This is a genomic window from Rossellomorea sp. FM04394, assembly GCF_041889765.1.
Lineage (GTDB): Bacteria > Bacillota > Bacilli > Bacillales > Bacillaceae_B > Rossellomorea > Rossellomorea aquimaris_B.
Window position 1 is genome coordinate 3,492,292 of sequence record NZ_CP168654.1, and the last position, 16,862, is coordinate 3,509,153.

General features: G+C 43.0%; 21 protein-coding genes and 1 riboswitch. Of the genes, 11 read left to right on the top strand and 10 right to left on the bottom strand.

What is annotated here, in order from left to right; translation table 11 throughout:
* Positions 1-63 precede the first annotated feature (63 nt).
* A riboswitch (cobalamin riboswitch) is annotated at positions 64-251 on the bottom strand.
* A 131-nt stretch (positions 252-382) separates the two neighbouring features.
* Positions 383-715 (top strand): hypothetical protein, encoded by a 333-nt coding sequence (locus ACCB35_RS17560; RefSeq protein WP_374054686.1) that lies wholly within the window; start codon positions 383-385, stop codon positions 713-715.
* A gap of 39 nt (positions 716-754) precedes the next feature.
* Here ACCB35_RS17560 and ACCB35_RS17565 read toward each other — a convergent pair whose 3' ends face one another.
* Positions 755-997 (bottom strand): DUF2584 domain-containing protein, encoded by a 243-nt coding sequence (locus tag ACCB35_RS17565; protein WP_374054687.1) that lies wholly within the window; start codon positions 995-997, stop codon positions 755-757.
* Positions 998-1,041: 44 nt separating this feature from the next.
* Positions 1,042-1,824: an alpha/beta hydrolase family protein gene (locus tag ACCB35_RS17570; RefSeq protein ID WP_374054688.1), complete on the bottom strand. Its 783-nt coding sequence runs from the start codon at positions 1,822-1,824 to the stop codon at positions 1,042-1,044.
* 216 nt (positions 1,825-2,040) lie between these two features.
* On the opposite strand from ACCB35_RS17570, the gene ACCB35_RS17575 reads away from it, so the two are divergent.
* The 3 genes from ACCB35_RS17575 to ACCB35_RS17585 all read left to right on the top strand — a co-directional run bounded on the left by ACCB35_RS17575 (position 2,041) and on the right by ACCB35_RS17585 (position 4,671).
* Entirely contained in the window at positions 2,041-3,042 is a 1,002-nt protein-coding gene (locus tag ACCB35_RS17575) for an ABC transporter substrate-binding protein (protein ID WP_374054689.1), read from the top strand.
* A gap of 71 nt (positions 3,043-3,113) precedes the next feature.
* On the top strand, positions 3,114-3,890 hold the full coding sequence (locus tag ACCB35_RS17580; RefSeq protein ID WP_374054690.1) for an ABC transporter ATP-binding protein: 777 nt from the start codon (positions 3,114-3,116) through the stop codon (positions 3,888-3,890).
* Positions 3,871-4,671: an ABC transporter permease gene (locus ACCB35_RS17585; RefSeq protein ID WP_374054691.1), complete on the top strand. Its 801-nt coding sequence runs from the start codon at positions 3,871-3,873 to the stop codon at positions 4,669-4,671. Before ACCB35_RS17580 ends, ACCB35_RS17585 begins: the two co-directional genes overlap by 20 nt.
* Here the strand turns inward: ACCB35_RS17585 and ytkD are convergent.
* The 3 genes from ytkD to ACCB35_RS17600 all read right to left on the bottom strand — a co-directional run bounded on the left by ytkD (position 4,661) and on the right by ACCB35_RS17600 (position 6,015).
* Entirely contained in the window at positions 4,661-5,134 is a 474-nt protein-coding gene (gene ytkD, locus ACCB35_RS17590) for an RNA deprotection pyrophosphohydrolase (RefSeq protein WP_374054692.1), read from the bottom strand. The two genes, ACCB35_RS17585 and ytkD, sit on opposite strands and share 11 nt — an antisense overlap.
* Before the next feature lie 96 nt (positions 5,135-5,230).
* Positions 5,231-5,569: a hydrolase gene (locus ACCB35_RS17595; RefSeq protein ID WP_374054693.1), complete on the bottom strand. Its 339-nt coding sequence runs from the start codon at positions 5,567-5,569 to the stop codon at positions 5,231-5,233.
* A 56-nt stretch (positions 5,570-5,625) separates the two neighbouring features.
* On the bottom strand, positions 5,626-6,015 hold the full coding sequence (locus ACCB35_RS17600) for a holin family protein (RefSeq protein WP_374054694.1): 390 nt from the start codon (positions 6,013-6,015) through the stop codon (positions 5,626-5,628).
* A 229-nt stretch (positions 6,016-6,244) separates the two neighbouring features.
* Here ACCB35_RS17600 and ACCB35_RS17605 point away from each other — a divergent pair, with 229 nt between their 5' ends.
* Positions 6,245-6,490, top strand: coding sequence for a DUF6154 family protein (locus ACCB35_RS17605; RefSeq protein WP_044340349.1), 246 nt, complete (start codon positions 6,245-6,247; stop codon positions 6,488-6,490).
* A gap of 588 nt (positions 6,491-7,078) precedes the next feature.
* Here the strand turns inward: ACCB35_RS17605 and ACCB35_RS17610 are convergent.
* Positions 7,079-7,285 (bottom strand): hypothetical protein, encoded by a 207-nt coding sequence (locus ACCB35_RS17610; RefSeq protein WP_374054695.1) that lies wholly within the window; start codon positions 7,283-7,285, stop codon positions 7,079-7,081.
* A 188-nt stretch (positions 7,286-7,473) separates the two neighbouring features.
* On the opposite strand from ACCB35_RS17610, the gene ytzI reads away from it, so the two are divergent.
* Positions 7,474-7,647, top strand: coding sequence for a YtzI protein (gene ytzI / locus ACCB35_RS17615; RefSeq protein ID WP_374054696.1), 174 nt, complete (start codon positions 7,474-7,476; stop codon positions 7,645-7,647).
* 40 nt (positions 7,648-7,687) lie between these two features.
* Here ytzI and ACCB35_RS17620 read toward each other — a convergent pair whose 3' ends face one another.
* Positions 7,688-8,161 (bottom strand): S-ribosylhomocysteine lyase, encoded by a 474-nt coding sequence (locus tag ACCB35_RS17620; RefSeq protein WP_374054697.1) that lies wholly within the window; start codon positions 8,159-8,161, stop codon positions 7,688-7,690.
* 241 nt (positions 8,162-8,402) lie between these two features.
* On the opposite strand from ACCB35_RS17620, the gene yidD reads away from it, so the two are divergent.
* From yidD to ACCB35_RS17645, 5 genes are all read left to right on the top strand, one after another.
* Positions 8,403-8,648, top strand: coding sequence for a membrane protein insertion efficiency factor YidD (gene yidD / locus ACCB35_RS17625; RefSeq protein WP_044340351.1), 246 nt, complete (start codon positions 8,403-8,405; stop codon positions 8,646-8,648).
* A gap of 141 nt (positions 8,649-8,789) precedes the next feature.
* Entirely contained in the window at positions 8,790-9,821 is a 1,032-nt protein-coding gene (locus ACCB35_RS17630) for a metal ABC transporter substrate-binding protein (protein WP_374054698.1), read from the top strand.
* Between the two features lie 644 nt (positions 9,822-10,465).
* Positions 10,466-11,824, top strand: coding sequence for a cytochrome ubiquinol oxidase subunit I (locus ACCB35_RS17635; RefSeq protein WP_374054699.1), 1,359 nt, complete (start codon positions 10,466-10,468; stop codon positions 11,822-11,824).
* A 24-nt stretch (positions 11,825-11,848) separates the two neighbouring features.
* Positions 11,849-12,880 (top strand): cytochrome d ubiquinol oxidase subunit II, encoded by a 1,032-nt coding sequence (locus tag ACCB35_RS17640; RefSeq protein WP_044340353.1) that lies wholly within the window; start codon positions 11,849-11,851, stop codon positions 12,878-12,880.
* Positions 12,881-13,002: 122 nt separating this feature from the next.
* On the top strand, positions 13,003-13,725 hold the full coding sequence (locus ACCB35_RS17645) for a 3-ketoacyl-ACP reductase (protein WP_374054700.1): 723 nt from the start codon (positions 13,003-13,005) through the stop codon (positions 13,723-13,725).
* Between the two features lie 52 nt (positions 13,726-13,777).
* Here the strand turns inward: ACCB35_RS17645 and ACCB35_RS17650 are convergent, their stop codons facing one another.
* The 3 genes from ACCB35_RS17650 to ACCB35_RS17660 all read right to left on the bottom strand — a co-directional run bounded on the left by ACCB35_RS17650 (position 13,778) and on the right by ACCB35_RS17660 (position 16,814).
* Entirely contained in the window at positions 13,778-14,149 is a 372-nt protein-coding gene (locus ACCB35_RS17650) for a VOC family protein (RefSeq protein WP_374054701.1), read from the bottom strand.
* A 78-nt stretch (positions 14,150-14,227) separates the two neighbouring features.
* Positions 14,228-15,334: an o-succinylbenzoate synthase gene (gene menC, locus ACCB35_RS17655; RefSeq protein ID WP_374054702.1), complete on the bottom strand. Its 1,107-nt coding sequence runs from the start codon at positions 15,332-15,334 to the stop codon at positions 14,228-14,230.
* Positions 15,324-16,814: an o-succinylbenzoate--CoA ligase gene (locus ACCB35_RS17660; RefSeq protein ID WP_374054703.1), complete on the bottom strand. Its 1,491-nt coding sequence runs from the start codon at positions 16,812-16,814 to the stop codon at positions 15,324-15,326. Before ACCB35_RS17660 ends, menC begins: the two co-directional genes overlap by 11 nt.
* Between the last annotated feature and the right edge of the window lie 48 nt (positions 16,815-16,862).

Here is a 16,862-nt window from a genome sequence, read left to right on the forward strand (position 1 = left end):
TTGTCATCCATATAAAAAAAGAGATGCTAAAAAGCCGCACCATACCCTTAACTTCCGAAGAGCATAATACGATGGAAAATAGGCAGGTATCCTGGCTCGTGCGTCAGCCTACTCTAAGAACCTTCCCATTTGAATGATCAAATAGTGGTTTTCTTCTTATTTCGTCAGCACTTACAGTTGCGGAAACAGCTTCGGACTCACACCGAATTCCCTTTATGCTATAGATCAGCACCTAATTTCTGCGTGGGTTTATTCACTTAAGGAACATTATACCACCTTTTCCATGTGAAAGATGAAGAAGTTTTACACAAAAAAACAAACATGTTGGCGTACAAGCTTGAATATCTTTTGAGTATGTGAAGAAATGTTAAGGAGGAAAAACATGAAGCGATTGATTGTTTTGATATTATGCGTATTCTTATTAAGTGCATGCGGAGACAAAGAACCTGCATCCCATGAATTATGTGGATACGGGGATATGATGGTGGTGAACAAGAAGGAATATGTGAAGGTCTCTGAGGAGAAGAAGCTGGTCCTGGATGAAAAGCTTGGATCTATTAAAGAAAAGATTGATAGTCAATATCACCCCGAAAATGATTTTTCGGCAAATATATTAAAAAAAGGGACACCCATCTATAGCGTGAAAGATCACAGCCACTATTTAATCGCCCAGACAGAGGATAATCGCTATATTTTATATGAGGAAATACAATAAAAGGATGGCTGTAAGCGAATGTTTACAGCCATCCTTTATTTAGTTCGTGGAATTCAAGGAAATCAATCGATACAGGATCTTCGTTTTCTCATCCGTCCACTCCATCTTTTCTATGCTGCCGTAACCACTGGGGTCACTGTGTTTCGTTTTTCTTACCTCTATCGGAATATGCATAGGGTAAAGGCGGTATCCGTCTTTAAGCAGTTCAAACAGATTATCTTCTTTCCTCGCTTCTTTTCCCTTGGTCACGATCATCGTGTTTAATTCTAAGCCCATGCCCATTTCGCTTGACCTCAATCCTTTTTTATTTAATCATACACCACTGCCTATTGATTTTTCATCCATGTACATAGCATGGAGACGATTTGTTGGTTCTTTCGAGGAGGGAAGTAATGCGTAAATTCTTTAAAGTATTGGGACGACACAGATTTATTCAGATCATTCAGCCTTTTTTCTAATCTATATGCATGCTCCACAGAAACGTTCTGATCCTTTTCACCGTGAATGATCAATACTGGAGCTTCAAGGTTTTCTAATTCGTAAAGGGGCGTACGCCATTCATATCTCTCCGGAACTTTATTGGGACTTCCCCCTATGACTCTTTTCATCATCCTCCTGAGATCCTTCCGTTCGTCATATGTCAAGAACATATCCGAAACGCCTCCCCATGTAACAACAGAGGTGATGTCCCTGCGCACGATGCCTGTCAGTAACGCCATAACCCCTCCACGGGAAAAGCCAAACACATGGATCCGGTTATGGACCACCCTGTGATAGTGTTTGAGCAATTCAACACCGGAAATGGCGTCTTCACGATCATCTCCCGCAAAGTCTTCATTTCCCTCTCCTCCGAGATTTCCTCTGTAATAAGGGGCAAAAACAATGAAACCGTGAGAAGCAAATTGAGCGATTCTCGCCGGCCGGACCATTCCGACGCCTTTGATCCCCCCTCTTAAATAGAGGAAACCATCATACTTTCCTCCCCCGACAGGTTCAGCCATTAAGCCCTTCACACGGAGGCCACCGGATAGATAGGTGATTTCATATAGTTCCACATGTGGATTAGGTGAAGGAAACAATGTTTTCTTCACAATCGTTCCGTTTTTCATATTCTCTTCCTTTCAAAATGTGCATTGGGTGTTCACACATTTTTTATACTCTACATAGAATATTTTAGCAAATCTCATCATCAACAGGTGAGGTGGGACGCAGCCTTTATGACCATCCTACCCTTCTTATATAAGGATAAACAAGGCAAAGAGAGATGCACTCATCCCCCATTCTATCGTTAAACAAGTTTCACAAGCTAAAAGGAGGAATATCGAATGAAAAAATGGCTTCGAAATGGCTTTGCCGTGTTGCTCATGGTCATGTTAACAATCGGGTTAACAGCATGTGGAGAAAAAGAAGAAGTCGTACAAAAGGTTCGTGTAGCAGAGGTTACCCGCTCGATTTTCTATGCCCCTGAATATGTCGCAATTGAAAAAGGATTCTTTAAAGAAGAAGGACTGGACATTGAACTGACCACAACGTGGGGTGGAGATAAAACGATGACCACCTTACTATCCGGCGGTGCTGATATCGCCCTGGTCGGTTCAGAAACCTCCATCTACGTCCACGCACAAGGTTCGAATGATCCGGTCATCAATTTTGCTCAATTAACCCAAACCGACGGAACGTTTCTCGTATCCCGTGAAAAATTGGAAAACTTTGAATGGGATCAATTAAAAGGTTCCACCTTCCTTGGACAGCGTAAAGGCGGCATGCCGCAAATGGTAGGGGAATTTGTGCTGAAGCAGAACGGAATAGACCCGCAAAACGATCTGAACCTGATCCAAAACATTGATTTCGCGAATATCGCCAGCGCTTTTGCTTCTGGTACAGGGGACTATGTACAGCTATTCGAACCAACGGCGTCCATTTTTGAACAAGAAGGAAAAGGGCATATCGTGGCTTCCTTTGGAACTGAATCAGGGCACGTTCCCTATACAACGTTCATGGCCAAAGACAGCTATATGAAAGAAAACAAAGAAACGGTTGAAAAATTCACAAAAGCATTATTCAAAGCTCAGCAATGGGTGGAGGAAAACAGTGCAGCTGACATTGCCAAGGTGATTGAGCCCTATTTTGAAGACACTGAGCCTGCACTGATTGAAACGGTTGTCGATCGCTATAAATCACAAGGGTCCTTTGCGACAGATCCAATCCTTGACGAAGAAGAGTGGAACAATCTCCAAAACATCATGGATGAAGCGGGAGAACTTCCACAGTCTGTTGATCATGAAACGTTAGTGAACACGTCTATCGCTGAAAAAGCAGCAAAGTAGCAACAAGTATGGGGCTGACTTCACATGTCAGCCCTTCACTTATAGAAAATGAAAATGGAGGCTGAAATTCATTGAACTTTCTATCGTTAGAATCCATCCATCATACCTACTTTTCGCCAAAAACGGCCACCCATGCCCTCTCAGACATTTCATTGGATGTAAAAGAAGGTGAGTTTGTGTCGTTTATCGGTCCGAGTGGATGCGGGAAAACCACTTTACTCTCCATTATTGCAGGACTCATACAGCCGACCGAAGGAACGATTTTATTAAATAATCAACCTATCCGAAGAATGAGAAAGAAGCTCGGCTACATGCTCCAACAGGATTATCTGTTTCCGTGGAAAACCATAGAAGAGAATATATTTTTAGGGCTGACCATTATGGGGATCCTGACAGAAGAAAAGAGGAAAGAAGCACGTGATTTATTGATCGAGATGGGGTTAGAGGGGGTAGAAACGTTGTATCCGCGGGAGCTGTCCGGGGGAATGCGACAAAGGGTCGCGCTTATTCGTACACTGATCACAGAACCTCAACTACTCCTTTTGGATGAACCATTCTCTGCCCTTGATTATCAAACCAAATTGAAGCTTGAGGACTTGGTGTTTTCCACATTAAAGTCCTTTGGAAAAACAGCGATTCTTGTCACTCATGATATCGGGGAAGCCATCTCCATGAGTGACCGCATCATTCTTTTCGGATCCAAGCCAGGACGTATTCACACCATATTCGAGGTCCCGACATCGTTAACAGAATTAATGCCCTTTGAAGTCAGGAATCACGAAGTATTCCCGGCATTTTTCCAAACCATCTGGAAGGAGCTTGAAAAACTTGAATCACGAGTCGATTAAACAAAAACACTTGGAATACATTCAATCACTCAAGAAAGAACAGCGATGGGTCTGGTTTTATCAAGCTCTTATTTTCCTTGTGTTCTTCTCTCTTTGGGAGCTCGCGAGCCGGAACAGCTGGGTTGATCCCCTCATTTTCAGCTCACCCTCAAAAATATATGAGCTGTTTCTGGTAAAGCTCGGGGACGGAAGCCTTCTAGCCAATCTTTCTGTCACACTCTTTGAAACCATCATCGGATTCATTCTCGGGACCTTACTTGGGACCCTTTTAGCCGCTTTATTATGGTGGTCACCATTTCTTTCTAAAGTATTGGACCCTTATCTTGTGATCCTGAATGCCATGCCGAAAGTAGCTCTCGGACCGATTCTAATCGTGGGGTTGGGGCCGGGCTTCACTTCCATCATCGCCATGGGTACCGTCATTTCCGTCATTATCACCACGATTGTTGTATACACTTCCTTCAGGGAAGTTGATCCGAATTATTTAAAGGTGATGCAGACCTTCGGAGCAAGAAGGGGGCAAATGTTTAAAGAAGTCATTCTTCCTTCCTCATTCCCGACCATCATCTCGACACTGAAGGTAAACGTGGGCTTATCATGGGTCGGGGTCATCGTGGGAGAATTCCTTGTCTCTGCCAAGGGGCTTGGATATATGATCATTTATGGATTCCAAGTCTTCAATTTCACCCTTGTCCTCTTATCCCTGCTTGTCATTGCCGTATTCGCCACCATTATGTATAAGCTGGTCGAGCAGCTCGAAAAGAAGTTGATCAAGTCATAAGGTTAAGATCCTTTATTCTTTTGAGAGCCAGGTCAACCACTTGATCTTTCATGATAAAGCTAAAGGAAGGATCGTCATGAATGCTGGAGAAATCACCGCTCCAAAGGACGGCTCCTTCTGTTTCCAGATAATCATCTTTTTTTATGAGCTCTTCGGCTTGAGAAAAGAAAATGGTTTTGATAAATGGCGAGTGATCATATACCTTATATTCCCCTATAAATAAAGGGTGGTTGATCACTCCCCCTGTCTCTTCATATGTTTCACGCACCGCAGCTTCTTCAAGGGTTTCTCCTCTTTCCCGCTTTCCTCCCGGGAACTCCAGCCCTCTTTTTTTATGCCGTGTCAACAACCATGTCTCTTTGTAGCGGCATAGGACTAACACATGATATGATTCTTGTTGAAACCTTCCCTTTTCAAAGGATAATTCCACCCGCTTCCCATTTTCATCGATAAATTGTTCCATCTGACTTCACCTCATCCGTACACACTTTCTTTCATCTAACCACAAATAAAAAGCATTGGTCCACAGATATCTCTCCTGAACCAACACTTTTATTTCTTATTGAGGATCCTCATGTGGTTGAGTATTTAAGATCCCCATACTCTCAATAAATTTCTTGGCATCGTCATCTCCCAATTTATGAATCATTTCATACACAAGATGCAGGTTTTCATCGTACGCATCATTCTGACGATCATAATGATATTGAATATAGGGTACGTGAGCCCGGTAGAAGTTCTGCCAATCGACTGAGTGATTGGAATCGAACACTTCCCGGAGCTGGGTGATTTCTTCATCGGTTGCCGATATCTTAAAGTTCCAAGGTGAATCCGTCGAGCTTCTTGAAATTTCACCGGTGGCCACTTCAATATAGTAGTCATGTCGTTCTTCGTTCATCTTCCCACTCCTTCAATGTACTTACCCTTCATTTTCCTCAATTGACGAAATTCTATTCACTTCGATTTCTTCTTCAGCACTTCTACGGCCTTCCGCAGAAACTCCGGCACGGGGACTCCCGCTCTCCCGACATTTTCGATGATTGAAATCATTTCATTGCATAAATAAAAAATAATCGTCGCATTACGAATAAAGTGCTGATTTGTTAGTATAGTATCAATAAGGTGGGCAACCGTGACAAGTGCGAATATCAGCACTTTCCGGCCAATCCCTTTCAAACCGAATTTGCTTGATAACTTTCCTTCGATCCCACTTGCAATCATCCCGGTGAAATAATCCAGTATCACGGCAATTAACAATATAGTCAACAGTGAATTCCATTCTCCAAATAAATTTAGAATCATTGCACCCAGGCCCGATCCAACGAACAGCGTACTTTTTCCCAAATAAAGCATCTCCTTTTTCTAATGGTTGGCTTTGTAACATGCGAATGGGTAACCAGGACTTTACCTGCTTTTATAGCACCTTTTGCCAAAAAGTGAGTAAAGACCGTTTTACATCACATGGTTAATAAGTCTTATAAAGGGTAAAGACAAATAAGAGTTGTCCTAGCATAATATGTAGAGTAATTCATAAACGTTCATGTTAAAATGAAACGAAAGGGAGGTGAAGCGCATGAAGTTGATCGAAGAGATTTATGAAATGTACCGTGGAAGGATCAAAGGTACCGACGAAGACTTAGACCTCATTGCCCTTACAATCTTAGAAGACACCTCCAGGAACGAGCTCCTGGAACTTATTCAAGAAATGGAAACAGAAGAACTACAATACTTCTTCCGCTTATACATATTCGAAACACTAAAAGAAAAATGGTCCAACAGCGAAGAACGAGTGAGACTGGAAAAAAAGAGCCTGCACTAAAAGAAAAGCGCAGGCGGCTTGAACAGAGGCGACAAGCATAAGGCGAGTACACCGGAAAGGCGCCTTTTGCCTTTTTGGTGTACTTGACTTATGACCTCGAGCCTCTAGCCGCCGGAGCTCGACAAATCGAAAAGCGGAGGCGGCTTGAACAGAGGCGACAAGCATAAGGCGAGTACACCGGAAAGGCGCCTTTTGCCTTTTTGGTGTACTTGACTTATGACCTCGAGCCTCTAGCCGCCGGAGCTCGACAAATCGAAAAGTGCAGGCGGCTTGAACAGGCCCGACAAGCATTTCTGGAAAACCCCTGAAGGCGTTTTTTGCCTTTGGGGATTTTTCAGAAATGACCTCGAGGGCCTAGACGCCGGAGATCGACAAATCGAAAAGCGCAGGCGGCTTGTTCAGAGGCGACAAGCATAAGGCGAGTACATCGGAAAGGCGCCTTTTGCCTTTTTGGTGTACTTGACTTATGACCTCGAGCCTCTAGCCGCCGGAGATCGACAAATCGAAAAGCGGAGGCGGCTTGAACAGGCCCGACAAGCATTTCTGGGAAATCCCTGAAGGCCATTTCCCACAAAAAAAGCCTGGTTCCTAATTTCTCGGAACCAGGCTTTTTTTCTTTTCATCTCCTCTCATCAAGGACATGTCCTTTATAGATGCCGTGCAGGCTGACTTACCTGCATTTCCTTCATCATTATCGTAGCTTGAACGGTTTGTGCCGCCATCTGACTTTTTAATAAATTCAAGCGTCCGTTGAAGCTCTCCAACTTGTTTACCCATCATTGAAGTCACATCCATGGTAACATCCACCTCGTTTCGTTTATCGAAGCTTGTACATACTAATAAAAAATGAAATGGACCTTTGAAGATATTTGAAGATACCGAAGATTACTAAACCGGCGTATTCACGTCATAAAAATGTTGAATTTCGTCCATGAACATCCCCATCTTCTATGGTAAAATAGTGAAAAAAAGGGGGTTGCACAATGTCAGTAACTCTTGTCCTGATCATTGCCGTTGCTATATGTATCTTAGTAATTTTCGTAAGTGCCCTTACGACTTCCAAAGCATATACAGCGGTTAAACATACAGTAGATCCAATTGAAGATAATCCTCACTTGGAGAAGATGAAGCCAGAAGATGAGAATCAAGATAAATAATAAATCCACCGTCCTATGCAGACGGTGGATTTTTTTCTATTTATGCAAAAACCTGCTTTAGATCTTCGTTGCTTTGGCTAAGCCAGAATTTCATTAACTTCTTTGCTCCTTCTAAATCATGGAGCTTCGCCTGGCCGCATTGCTTTTCATTGGCTGCCGGAATTTCTTCTATCTCGACAGCTTCTTTCATCGTATCATTTAAGAGGTCGATGATTTCTTCCACTTTAGGCTCTCCGCTGACGACTAGATAGTAGCCTGTCTGGCATCCCATAGGAGAAATATCGATTATATCGAAATGAGCAAACGGCTCTGCATATTTACGGATGGTGAAGGCTAATAAATGCTCAAGTGTATGAATGGAGTCAGGCTTCATCGCTTGTTTGTTTGGTTGGCAGAAACGAATATCAAACTTGTTGATAAGTCCATCGCTACCTACCTTATGGACACCGCAATGTCTCACAAAAGGTGCTTTCACTGCATTATGATCTAATTCAAAGCTTTCTACTGAAGGCATTAAAATCACTCCCATTTAGTTTCTAGTTATAGTATAACGTAAATTCATAGTTATTTCATCAACTTAATCTGAATTAAAAACAAATACCCGTATTTTCTAATTGGAAATCAGTGATGATAACCTTTTTAAAAACGGAAGAAAAACCGATTGTGAGGAACATTGGAGGAACAGTCAGTCAAAAACATTTTAATCCCCTATACAGTTCTGATATAGTAAAAGAAAATCAATCAGGAGACGTGTTATGAAAAGGTTCTTGTTATTTGTATTCAAGGTGTACCAACGAGTCATCTCTCCTCTCAAGCCTCCCACTTGCCGGTTTTATCCAACCTGTTCCCATTATGGCGTACAGGCAGTGAGTCGGTTCGGTGCATTACGTGGAGGATGGTTAACGTTAAAGCGGATTTTGAAATGCCACCCTTTTCATCCTGGTGGAATTGATCACGTGCCAGAAAAGTGGCCATCTAAAAAAATGAGTGATTCAGACTAGCTCCGTATCGGGAGGTAGTCTTTTTTTTAAAAAAACTAACCATATATCTTGCTTATTCCCCATAACGGTAGTAAAATAACCTTTGTGCTAAATCGTAATCATTACAGTTATCAAACTATTACACTTAAAGGAGGATTCCTCTTGAACTATATTCGTATGAGTTTATTTTTATTATTGATTTTAGTATTGTCCGCTTGCGGAACCTCTTCTGAGCAGGAAGAGGCTGGAAAGAAAGATAAATTGGAAGTGTACACTACTGTGTATCCACTGGAGGATTTCACGAAAAAAATCGGTGGGGAACATGTGGATGTGGAAAGCATTTACCCTCCAGGTGCCGATGAGCATACGTTTGAGCCTTCTCAGAAAGATATGATTAAAATGGCTGATGGAGATGTTTTCTTCTACATCGGAATGGGACTTGAAGGATTCGTTGAGAGATCAAAATCGATTCTGGAGAACGAAGATGTAGTCGTCGTGCCGACCAGTGAACATATTGAATTGAACCAGGAAGATAATCACGGTGAAGAAAGTACTGAAGAGCATGAAGAACATGTAGAAATTGAAAATGAGCACGCGGATGAACATTCAGATGAGCATGGTGAGGAGCATGCGGATGAGCATTCAGATGAGCATGCGGATGAGCACAACCATGACGTTGATCCTCATCTTTGGTTAGACCCTGTGTACTCTAAGGAAATGGCGAAAACCATTGCAGATACACTTTCAGAAGAAATGCCGGAACATAAGGAAGATTTCCAAGCGAACCTCGATGCATTAACGAAAGATTTAGATGCGCTGGACGCTGAATTTAAAGACATGGCAGAAAATACGCCAAAGAAAACCTTCTACGTTTCTCATGCCGCTTATAGCTATTGGGAAAAACGCTACGGATTGCACCAGGAAGCCATCGCCGGATTGAATACGGCTGATGAGCCATCGCAGCAAGAACTTAAGAAGATCATTGAAAAAGGCAAAGAAGATAATGTTCAATACATTCTCTTTGAACAAAATGTCTCTTCCCGTCTAACAGAAGTCGTACAAAACGAATTGGGTGCAAAAGCCCTGACCCTTCATAATCTTTCTGTTCTTACGGAAGAAGACAGAAAGAATGATGAAGACTATTTTTCACTTATGGAGAAGAACATCGAGACATTGAAACAGGCACTACAATAGACCGTTTTGAAAGAGAGCAGCTGCTTAGCTGCTCTTTTTTAGTTTTTGTGATGAAAAATCTTTATAAAAACGTACTATTTAAGATTAATCGTTAAAAAAGCAAGTATATTAGCAATTGTCGGCAGATTTTTAGCTCCGGGAGTAGGCCGATACCAATTTTATTTTCAAATTTGGTCGACTTATTTTCAATTTTCAAGTTTTATTTTCAAAATCGAGGCATTTATTTTCAAATATTTAATTTTATTTTCAAATCACATATACCTGTGTATAGATCCTCGATCCCCCACGTCGATTTACTGCTATATTATCGACTTTCACTCATATATTATCGACTTTGGACCGTATATTATCGACTTTCACCCTTATATTATCGACTTTGGACCGTATATTATCGACTTTCACCCTTATATTATCGACTTTGGACCGTATATTATCGACTTTCACCCTTATATTATCGACTCCGACTTTCACCCACATATCATCCCGACTCTCCCTATTATATTATCAACTTACAAAAACCGACATGCTCCTGCAGCATTCTAGATCAACAATCAAACTTTCTCCCTCTACAAAAAATCATGAATATTATTTTCCATTAAGTGGACAATAAGGAAATGTTAAAGACTAGTAAGGGAGACATGAGAATGGATGAATTAGTAATTGCTCGTTCCTTGTTTGGTACAACGATGGCCTTTCATATCATTTTTGCCACACTTGGTGTTGGTATTCCTTTAATGATCCTTGTTGCAGAAATCATGTATCAGAGGACGAATGATCTGGACTATTCCGTAATGGCAAAACGCTGGACCAAGGCGTTCGCCGTTCTGCTCGGGGTAGGGATTCCGACAGGGACGATTGCCGGTGTTCAATTGTCACTCCTTTGGCCAGGATTCATGGAGGTTATCGGGCGGGTGATGGCGCTGCCGTTCCAAATCGAAATCTATGCCTTTTTTGTTGAAGCATTATTTATGTCTATTTATGTGTATGCGGCGAATCGGATCGCTCCTTGGATGAGAATCGTGAGTCTTGTCCTGGTCGCCATCGGTGGACTTGCTTCAGCTGTATTAATCACGAATGTGCATGCATTTGAAGGGACGCCTGCTGGATTTGAGATGGTGAACGGTGAAATCACCAATGTGGATCCTTGGAAAGCTTTCTTCAATCCAAGCTTTTTCGTAACGGCGGGGCATGTAGCACTATCTGCTTATGTTGTGGGGGCGTTTACGATTGCTACAGTTTCTGCGTTTAAGATGCTCCGTACATCATTTGGGTCAAGAATTTATAAGTTTCATCAAAAATCCCTCATGATTTGTTTATTGGTAGGGGGCGTCTTCTCCTTCTTCACAGCGATTAATGGACATGAATCGGCTCAAATGCTCCATGAATATCAGCCTGAGAAACTGGCGGCGGCTGAGGGATTGTTTGAGACCCAAACCCATGCACCGCTTGCGATTGGAGGTTTCACGGATCCTGTGGAGAAGGAAGTGAAATGGGGGATTGAAATCCCCTGGGCCCTGAGTTTCCTTGCTGGAAACAGTTTCGATACGGAGGTCATCGGCTTAAACGACTTCCCTGAGGAATATTGGCCGCCTCTCTTCGTTCATACGTTATTCAACGCGATGGTGGGAATCGGATCGCTGCTCATTTTACTTTCCCTCATTGCCTACGTATGGAACAAATTACTGAAGAAAGACCGGTTCCCAAAATGGTTGATGTGGTCATTTGTAGCGGGTGGCCCCCTATCGATCTTAGCCATCGAATTCGGATGGATTTTCGCTTGTACAGGCCGTCAGCCTTGGACGATTTACCGTATTCTCAGTACAGAGGACTCGGTTACCACTACAGGAAACTTAGCCGTACTGTTCGTTCTGTTCGTTTCGGTTTATGCGATTTTGGCCGTGTCCGTGGTTCTCGTTCTCTTGTATTACTTCAAACGGAATCCGCCTGAAAAGGACATCAACAAAGCAGAAGGAAATAACAAGGATATTCCCCTATCTACATAACCAGCAAGAATCGGAGGTGAAGTTATGACACAAGCATTGATTGCCATCACGATACTATGGGGCTTCGTCTTTATTTATGCCGTCATGGCAACGATGGATTTCGGGGCCGGCTTTTGGTCGATGATCTACATTAATCATGACAAAACAAAAGCAACCAATATCGCCAACCGGTATCTGTCGCCTACCTGGGAGGTGACGAATACATTCATTGTTGCCCTGGTAGTGGCAGTGTATAGTATGTTTCCGGGTGCTGCCTATTCATTAGGAACGGTGCTGCTCATTCCGGGAAGTTTAATCCTGCTGCTCCTGGCTCTTCGAAGTGCATTTCTGGTATTCTCCCACGTGGCAGACGATTACAGAAAGCCGCTGACCTATGTAACGGGAATAACAGGCTTGCTGATTCCAGGTCTGCTCATAAGCGTTCTTCCCATCTCTCACGGACCTTACATCGATTTTGAAGACGGACAAACCCTTCTTCTGGGGAAGCTGTTTACAAGTCCGCATGAATATGCCTTTTTCGGATTTGCCGTAGCCAGTACGTTATTTCTTTCATCCTTACTTCTTGCTGACTACTCCAAAGCTTCCAAGGAATTTGAAGCCTTTAAAGTGTATAGGCGGGATGCGATGATCATCGGTCCAATCTCTGTCGTGATGGCGTTCTTCATTATGTTCACCATGAAAAATGAGGCGTCATGGATCTATGAAAGAATGATGGAAGATCAGATTTTGTTATGGGTCTCCTTAATCGGATTCCTGGTTGCCGGGGGAGCATTATTTCTTCCCACCAATAAAGAGGGCATGAAGGGGATGCCCCGTGTCGCTGTCATTGCCGTGACATTTCAATATGTACTGGCAAGCTATGTATACGGTAAAGCCCATCTGCCCTATATCATCTATCCGGAAGTCACGATCCAGTCCGGCTTCACGGATCCCAACTCTTTTAGGGCTGTATTCATCACCTATATTGTCGGATTCATCATCCTATTTCCCGGTTTTGTCTACTTTTGGAGTCTTTTTATGAATGATAAACGATATTTGAGACAAAAAAGTGAATGAATGCACAATAGCTCCGAGACTCTCGGAGCTATTTTTCTACCTTCAGTATATCAATCATTTGCTTATCCGCTCCCCCAGCCTTACACTAACGGTAGAAATCAGATTGGAAAGGATGATTCAAAGTGGCGCAATCAATTGCGGGTAAAATCGCTTATATTACGGGTGCTGCCCGGGGAATTGGAAAGGCAACGACATTGGAGCTTGCCCGGGAAGGAGTTCATGTCGGATTGATCGCACGTACACAAAATACCCTGGAACAAGTGGCAGAGGAAGCGAGATCTATGGGTGTGAAAGCCAGTGTGGCTATAGCTGATATCTCAGATATGGAGCAAGTGGAAAAAGCCATTTCGAAACTAAAAGATGATTTGGGTCCAGCAGATATCCTGATCAATAATGCAGGCATCGGAACGTACGGATCATTTCTGGACATCGATCCTGCCGATTGGAAGAGAACCTTTGAAGTCAACGTTTTTGGTACTTATCATGTGACGCGTGCCGTTCTGCCCCAGTTCATCGAGAAAAACCGCGGAGACATCATTATGATTTCATCCAGCAGCGGATTGAAAGGTACGGCAAAAAGCACGGCTTATAGTGGATCGAAATTTGCCGTTCAAGGGATGAGCGAAGCGTTGATGCAGGAGGTGCGTCCACATAATATCCGTGTCATGACTCTGAACCCAAGCCTCGTGGCAACGGATCTTACCTTTGGCGATAAGCTTGATGAAGCGGACAAAGAAAAATACATGCAGCAGGAGGATTTAGCGGAACATATGGTTTCGCAACTGAAATTACACCCTCGCATCTTTATCAAGCAGTCTCTCCAATGGGCGACAAATCCATTTTAATAAATATAAGGAAAAGCTCAGAATCAGCTCTGAGCTTTTTTCAATCTTATCTTTACCTGTGTTGATCCACAAGAATCGGATTGCCATCAGGATCTTCAATCGTGAAACTTGCAGGCCCTTCGCTTGATTCATCTGCTTCAGTCAATATTTTTACCCCTTGTTCTTTCAGGTGCTTTTGAAGGTCCCGGATATCCGTAAATGAATCAAGATTTTCGGCATTTTGATTCCAGCCGGGATTAAAGGTCAGAATGTTCTTTTCAAACATTCCTTGGAACAGACCAATTACAGTGCTTCCATTCTTCATGATAAGCCAATTTTGGGCAAGGTCCCCTCCCAAAGTTTGGAAACCAAGTTCTTCGTAAAACGCTTTTGATTTCTTTATGTCTTTAACACTTAAACTTACTGAGAATGCCCCTAGTTCCATATTTCCCCCTCCAGAAAATTGATCATTCAACTATTTCGGTTGTAGGTCAAGTATAAATAAGTACCTTATGAAAGACAACTATGCATTAAACGTTTCACTATACCTGGTCACTTCACTCAATCGCTTTCTGTTCAACTCCACACCTATCCCCTGACCAGCCAAACGGTCCGCCACACCATTTTTCACCACGATAGGAGAAGTAATGATATCTTCTTCCCAATATTTTGAGGAGGAAGAGATATCCCCGGGAATCGAGAAACCCTCGAGAGTGGCAAGAGCCAGATTATGAGCCCGGGAAACTCCAAACTCGATCATGCCTCCGCACCATACTTTGATGGAATTCTCCTGGCACAACCGGTAAATTTCCAAAGCACTTGTGTACCCACCGACTCTACCCAGCTTGATATTGACCACTCCGCAACTATTCAAATAGATGGCATTCTTCATATCAAGAGGGGTTACGATGCTTTCATCCAAACAAATAGGAGTCGACAGCTCCTTTTGTAATAGAGAGTGTTCTACTAAATCATCAACTCCCAAGGGCTGTTCGATCATCTCAAGACCAAACTCATCCAGCGTTTGAAGCCGGGCTTTATCATCAAGGGTATAAGCTGAGTTTGCATCTGCCAGAAGAGAAACCGAGGGAAAATGGTCTCGCAATTCTTTTACGATCCCCACATCCGCTCCAGGAGAAATTTTCAGCTTTAATCGTTGATAACCTTCTTGTACGAGGACCTCGGCTTGCTCGATCATCCCTGTCATTGAGTTTGCCCCCACAACTGCGCCTGCAAGAATTTCATGACGCGTTCCCCCTATGATCTCCCAGAGAGGAACGTTTTGCTGTCTGGCATAGAGATCCCATATAGACATTTCAAGGGCAGCCTTAGCCATTGAATTTCCCCGCACGGCTTCGAATCTTTTTCCGATTTCTTTAGGGTGTGGAAAAGGGCTGCTGATCATTAATGGAATTAATACATCTTTAAGCATATGATAGGATGTTTTAACGGTTTCTTCTGTATACCAAGGTGTGGAAAAAGCAACTCCTTCTCCAAGTCCAATCAATCCGTCGGCATCTTGAACCTCTACAATGATCCCTTCCCGTTCTTCGACGGTTTGCAGGTGGGTCACAAATGGCTTTTTCAATGGCATCGATATGATGTGAAGCGTAATGTTTTTAATCTTCATTGTCAAACAGTCCTTTTTCCCACTGATCCCTGAGCACTCTTCTCAGGAGTTTATTCGATGCATTTCGTGGTAGCTCTTCCACAAAGATTATTTTTTTCGGCTGTTTATATGATGCCAGATTATCGCTGCAGTAGGTTAAGATCTCTTCTTTTGTAAGATGCCCTTTCTTGACGATGAACGCACAGGGGATCTGCCCCCATGTGTCATTTGGAATTCCTGCCACCCCGGCATCCTTCACACCGTCACAGCCCATCAGCACACTTTCAATTTCTGCAGGATACACATTTTCCCCTCCGGAAATGATGAGGTCTGATCGTCGGTCCAGTACAAATAAGAACCCCTCTTCATCTACATAACCGATATCCCCTGTGTGGAGCCAGCCATCTTCAAAGCTTTTCGCATTGGCTTCCTCTCTTCGGTAGTATCCATTCGTGACATTCGGGCCCTTTACCAGGATTTCACCCTCTTGATTTGCCCGGGCTGCACCGTGTTCATTCTTGATTCTTAATTCGGCAGGAAAGAGGGGCTTCCCGGCGGAACCAAGCTTCGTCATACTGTATTCAGGGGATAACGTCACGATCTGTGAAGCCGTTTCAGTCATTCCATACGTTTGGAAGACGGGGACTCCTTTTTCCTTACACGCCTGAAGTAATGGAAGTGGAGCCGGTCCCCCGCCCAACAGCATGCAGCGGAAATCCGGATGATACGTTCTGTCCCCCATATCATTGATTAAACGTTGGAGCATATTGCTCACAACGGACATGATCGTGACCCTTCCACTTTCAAGCTCCTGATTAATCCCTGCTACGTCAAAGGTTTCAAACAGTCGTACCTTCATCCCATAAATGACACTTCTCATAAGGATCGAATACCCGCTGATATGAAAGAGGGGAACCGAGCAAAGCCAGGCATCATTTTCACTTATTCCCAGGTTCAAAGAAGATCCAATTGCACTCCACCAATGGTTTCCGTATGATTGAAGAACTCCTTTTGGGGCTCCGGTCGTACCCGAGGTATACATGACCGAGCATGCTTGGTCTAACTGAAAATAATCCTTTACTTTAAAGCTTGTAGGTGGTGTTTGAAACACTTGAGAGAATGGGATTCCATCAACGTCTTCCTTTAGAAAAGACAACTTCCCTTCAAACTCATCTTCATAAATGACCGTTGTTAACTCCATATCCTGTATCTGAAAAGATAATTCCTTGGAACTTAGTTTGTTATTTAATAGTACAGTTGTGAATCCGAGCTGTTGAATGGCATGAACGACCAACACAGATTCCACTTTATTTTTAATCATGAGTCCTACAAAAGGATGTGCAGAAGATTTCACTATGGTATGAAGCTGCTCACCGATGTGGATTGCTTTTTCCCAGAGCTCCCCGAAGGTATATTCCACATCACCATTACTTATTGCCATCCGATCAGGGGTTAAGAATGCTCTTTGTTTTAGCCAGTTAGGCAATTGCTGTGTAGTCATCCTGTCATTCTCCATTCCTTTCTTGTTTATGCTACAATCTTTATTTTA

Coding starts and splice junctions, on each gene's coding strand:
- ACCB35_RS17560 (WP_374054686.1), top strand. CDS start 383: ATGAAGCGATTGATTGTTTTGATATTATGCGTATTCTTATTAAGTGCA.
- menC (WP_374054702.1), bottom strand. CDS start 15,334: ATGAAGATTAAAAACATTACGCTTCACATCATATCGATGCCATTGAAA.
- ACCB35_RS17620 (WP_374054697.1), bottom strand. CDS start 8,161: ATGCCTTCAGTAGAAAGCTTTGAATTAGATCATAATGCAGTGAAAGCA.
- yidD (WP_044340351.1), top strand. CDS start 8,403: ATGAAAAGGTTCTTGTTATTTGTATTCAAGGTGTACCAACGAGTCATC.
- ACCB35_RS17565 (WP_374054687.1), bottom strand. CDS start 997: ATGGGCATGGGCTTAGAATTAAACACGATGATCGTGACCAAGGGAAAA.
- ACCB35_RS17570 (WP_374054688.1), bottom strand. CDS start 1,824: ATGAAAAACGGAACGATTGTGAAGAAAACATTGTTTCCTTCACCTAAT.
- ACCB35_RS17660 (WP_374054703.1), bottom strand. CDS start 16,814: ATGACTACACAGCAATTGCCTAACTGGCTAAAACAAAGAGCATTCTTA.
- ytzI (WP_374054696.1), top strand. CDS start 7,474: ATGTCAGTAACTCTTGTCCTGATCATTGCCGTTGCTATATGTATCTTA.
- ACCB35_RS17650 (WP_374054701.1), bottom strand. CDS start 14,149: ATGGAACTAGGGGCATTCTCAGTAAGTTTAAGTGTTAAAGACATAAAG.
- ACCB35_RS17610 (WP_374054695.1), bottom strand. CDS start 7,285: ATGGATGTGACTTCAATGATGGGTAAACAAGTTGGAGAGCTTCAACGG.
- ACCB35_RS17635 (WP_374054699.1), top strand. CDS start 10,466: ATGGATGAATTAGTAATTGCTCGTTCCTTGTTTGGTACAACGATGGCC.
- ACCB35_RS17575 (WP_374054689.1), top strand. CDS start 2,041: ATGAAAAAATGGCTTCGAAATGGCTTTGCCGTGTTGCTCATGGTCATG.
- ACCB35_RS17605 (WP_044340349.1), top strand. CDS start 6,245: ATGAAGTTGATCGAAGAGATTTATGAAATGTACCGTGGAAGGATCAAA.
- ytkD (WP_374054692.1), bottom strand. CDS start 5,134: ATGGAACAATTTATCGATGAAAATGGGAAGCGGGTGGAATTATCCTTT.
- ACCB35_RS17640 (WP_044340353.1), top strand. CDS start 11,849: ATGACACAAGCATTGATTGCCATCACGATACTATGGGGCTTCGTCTTT.
- ACCB35_RS17595 (WP_374054693.1), bottom strand. CDS start 5,569: ATGAACGAAGAACGACATGACTACTATATTGAAGTGGCCACCGGTGAA.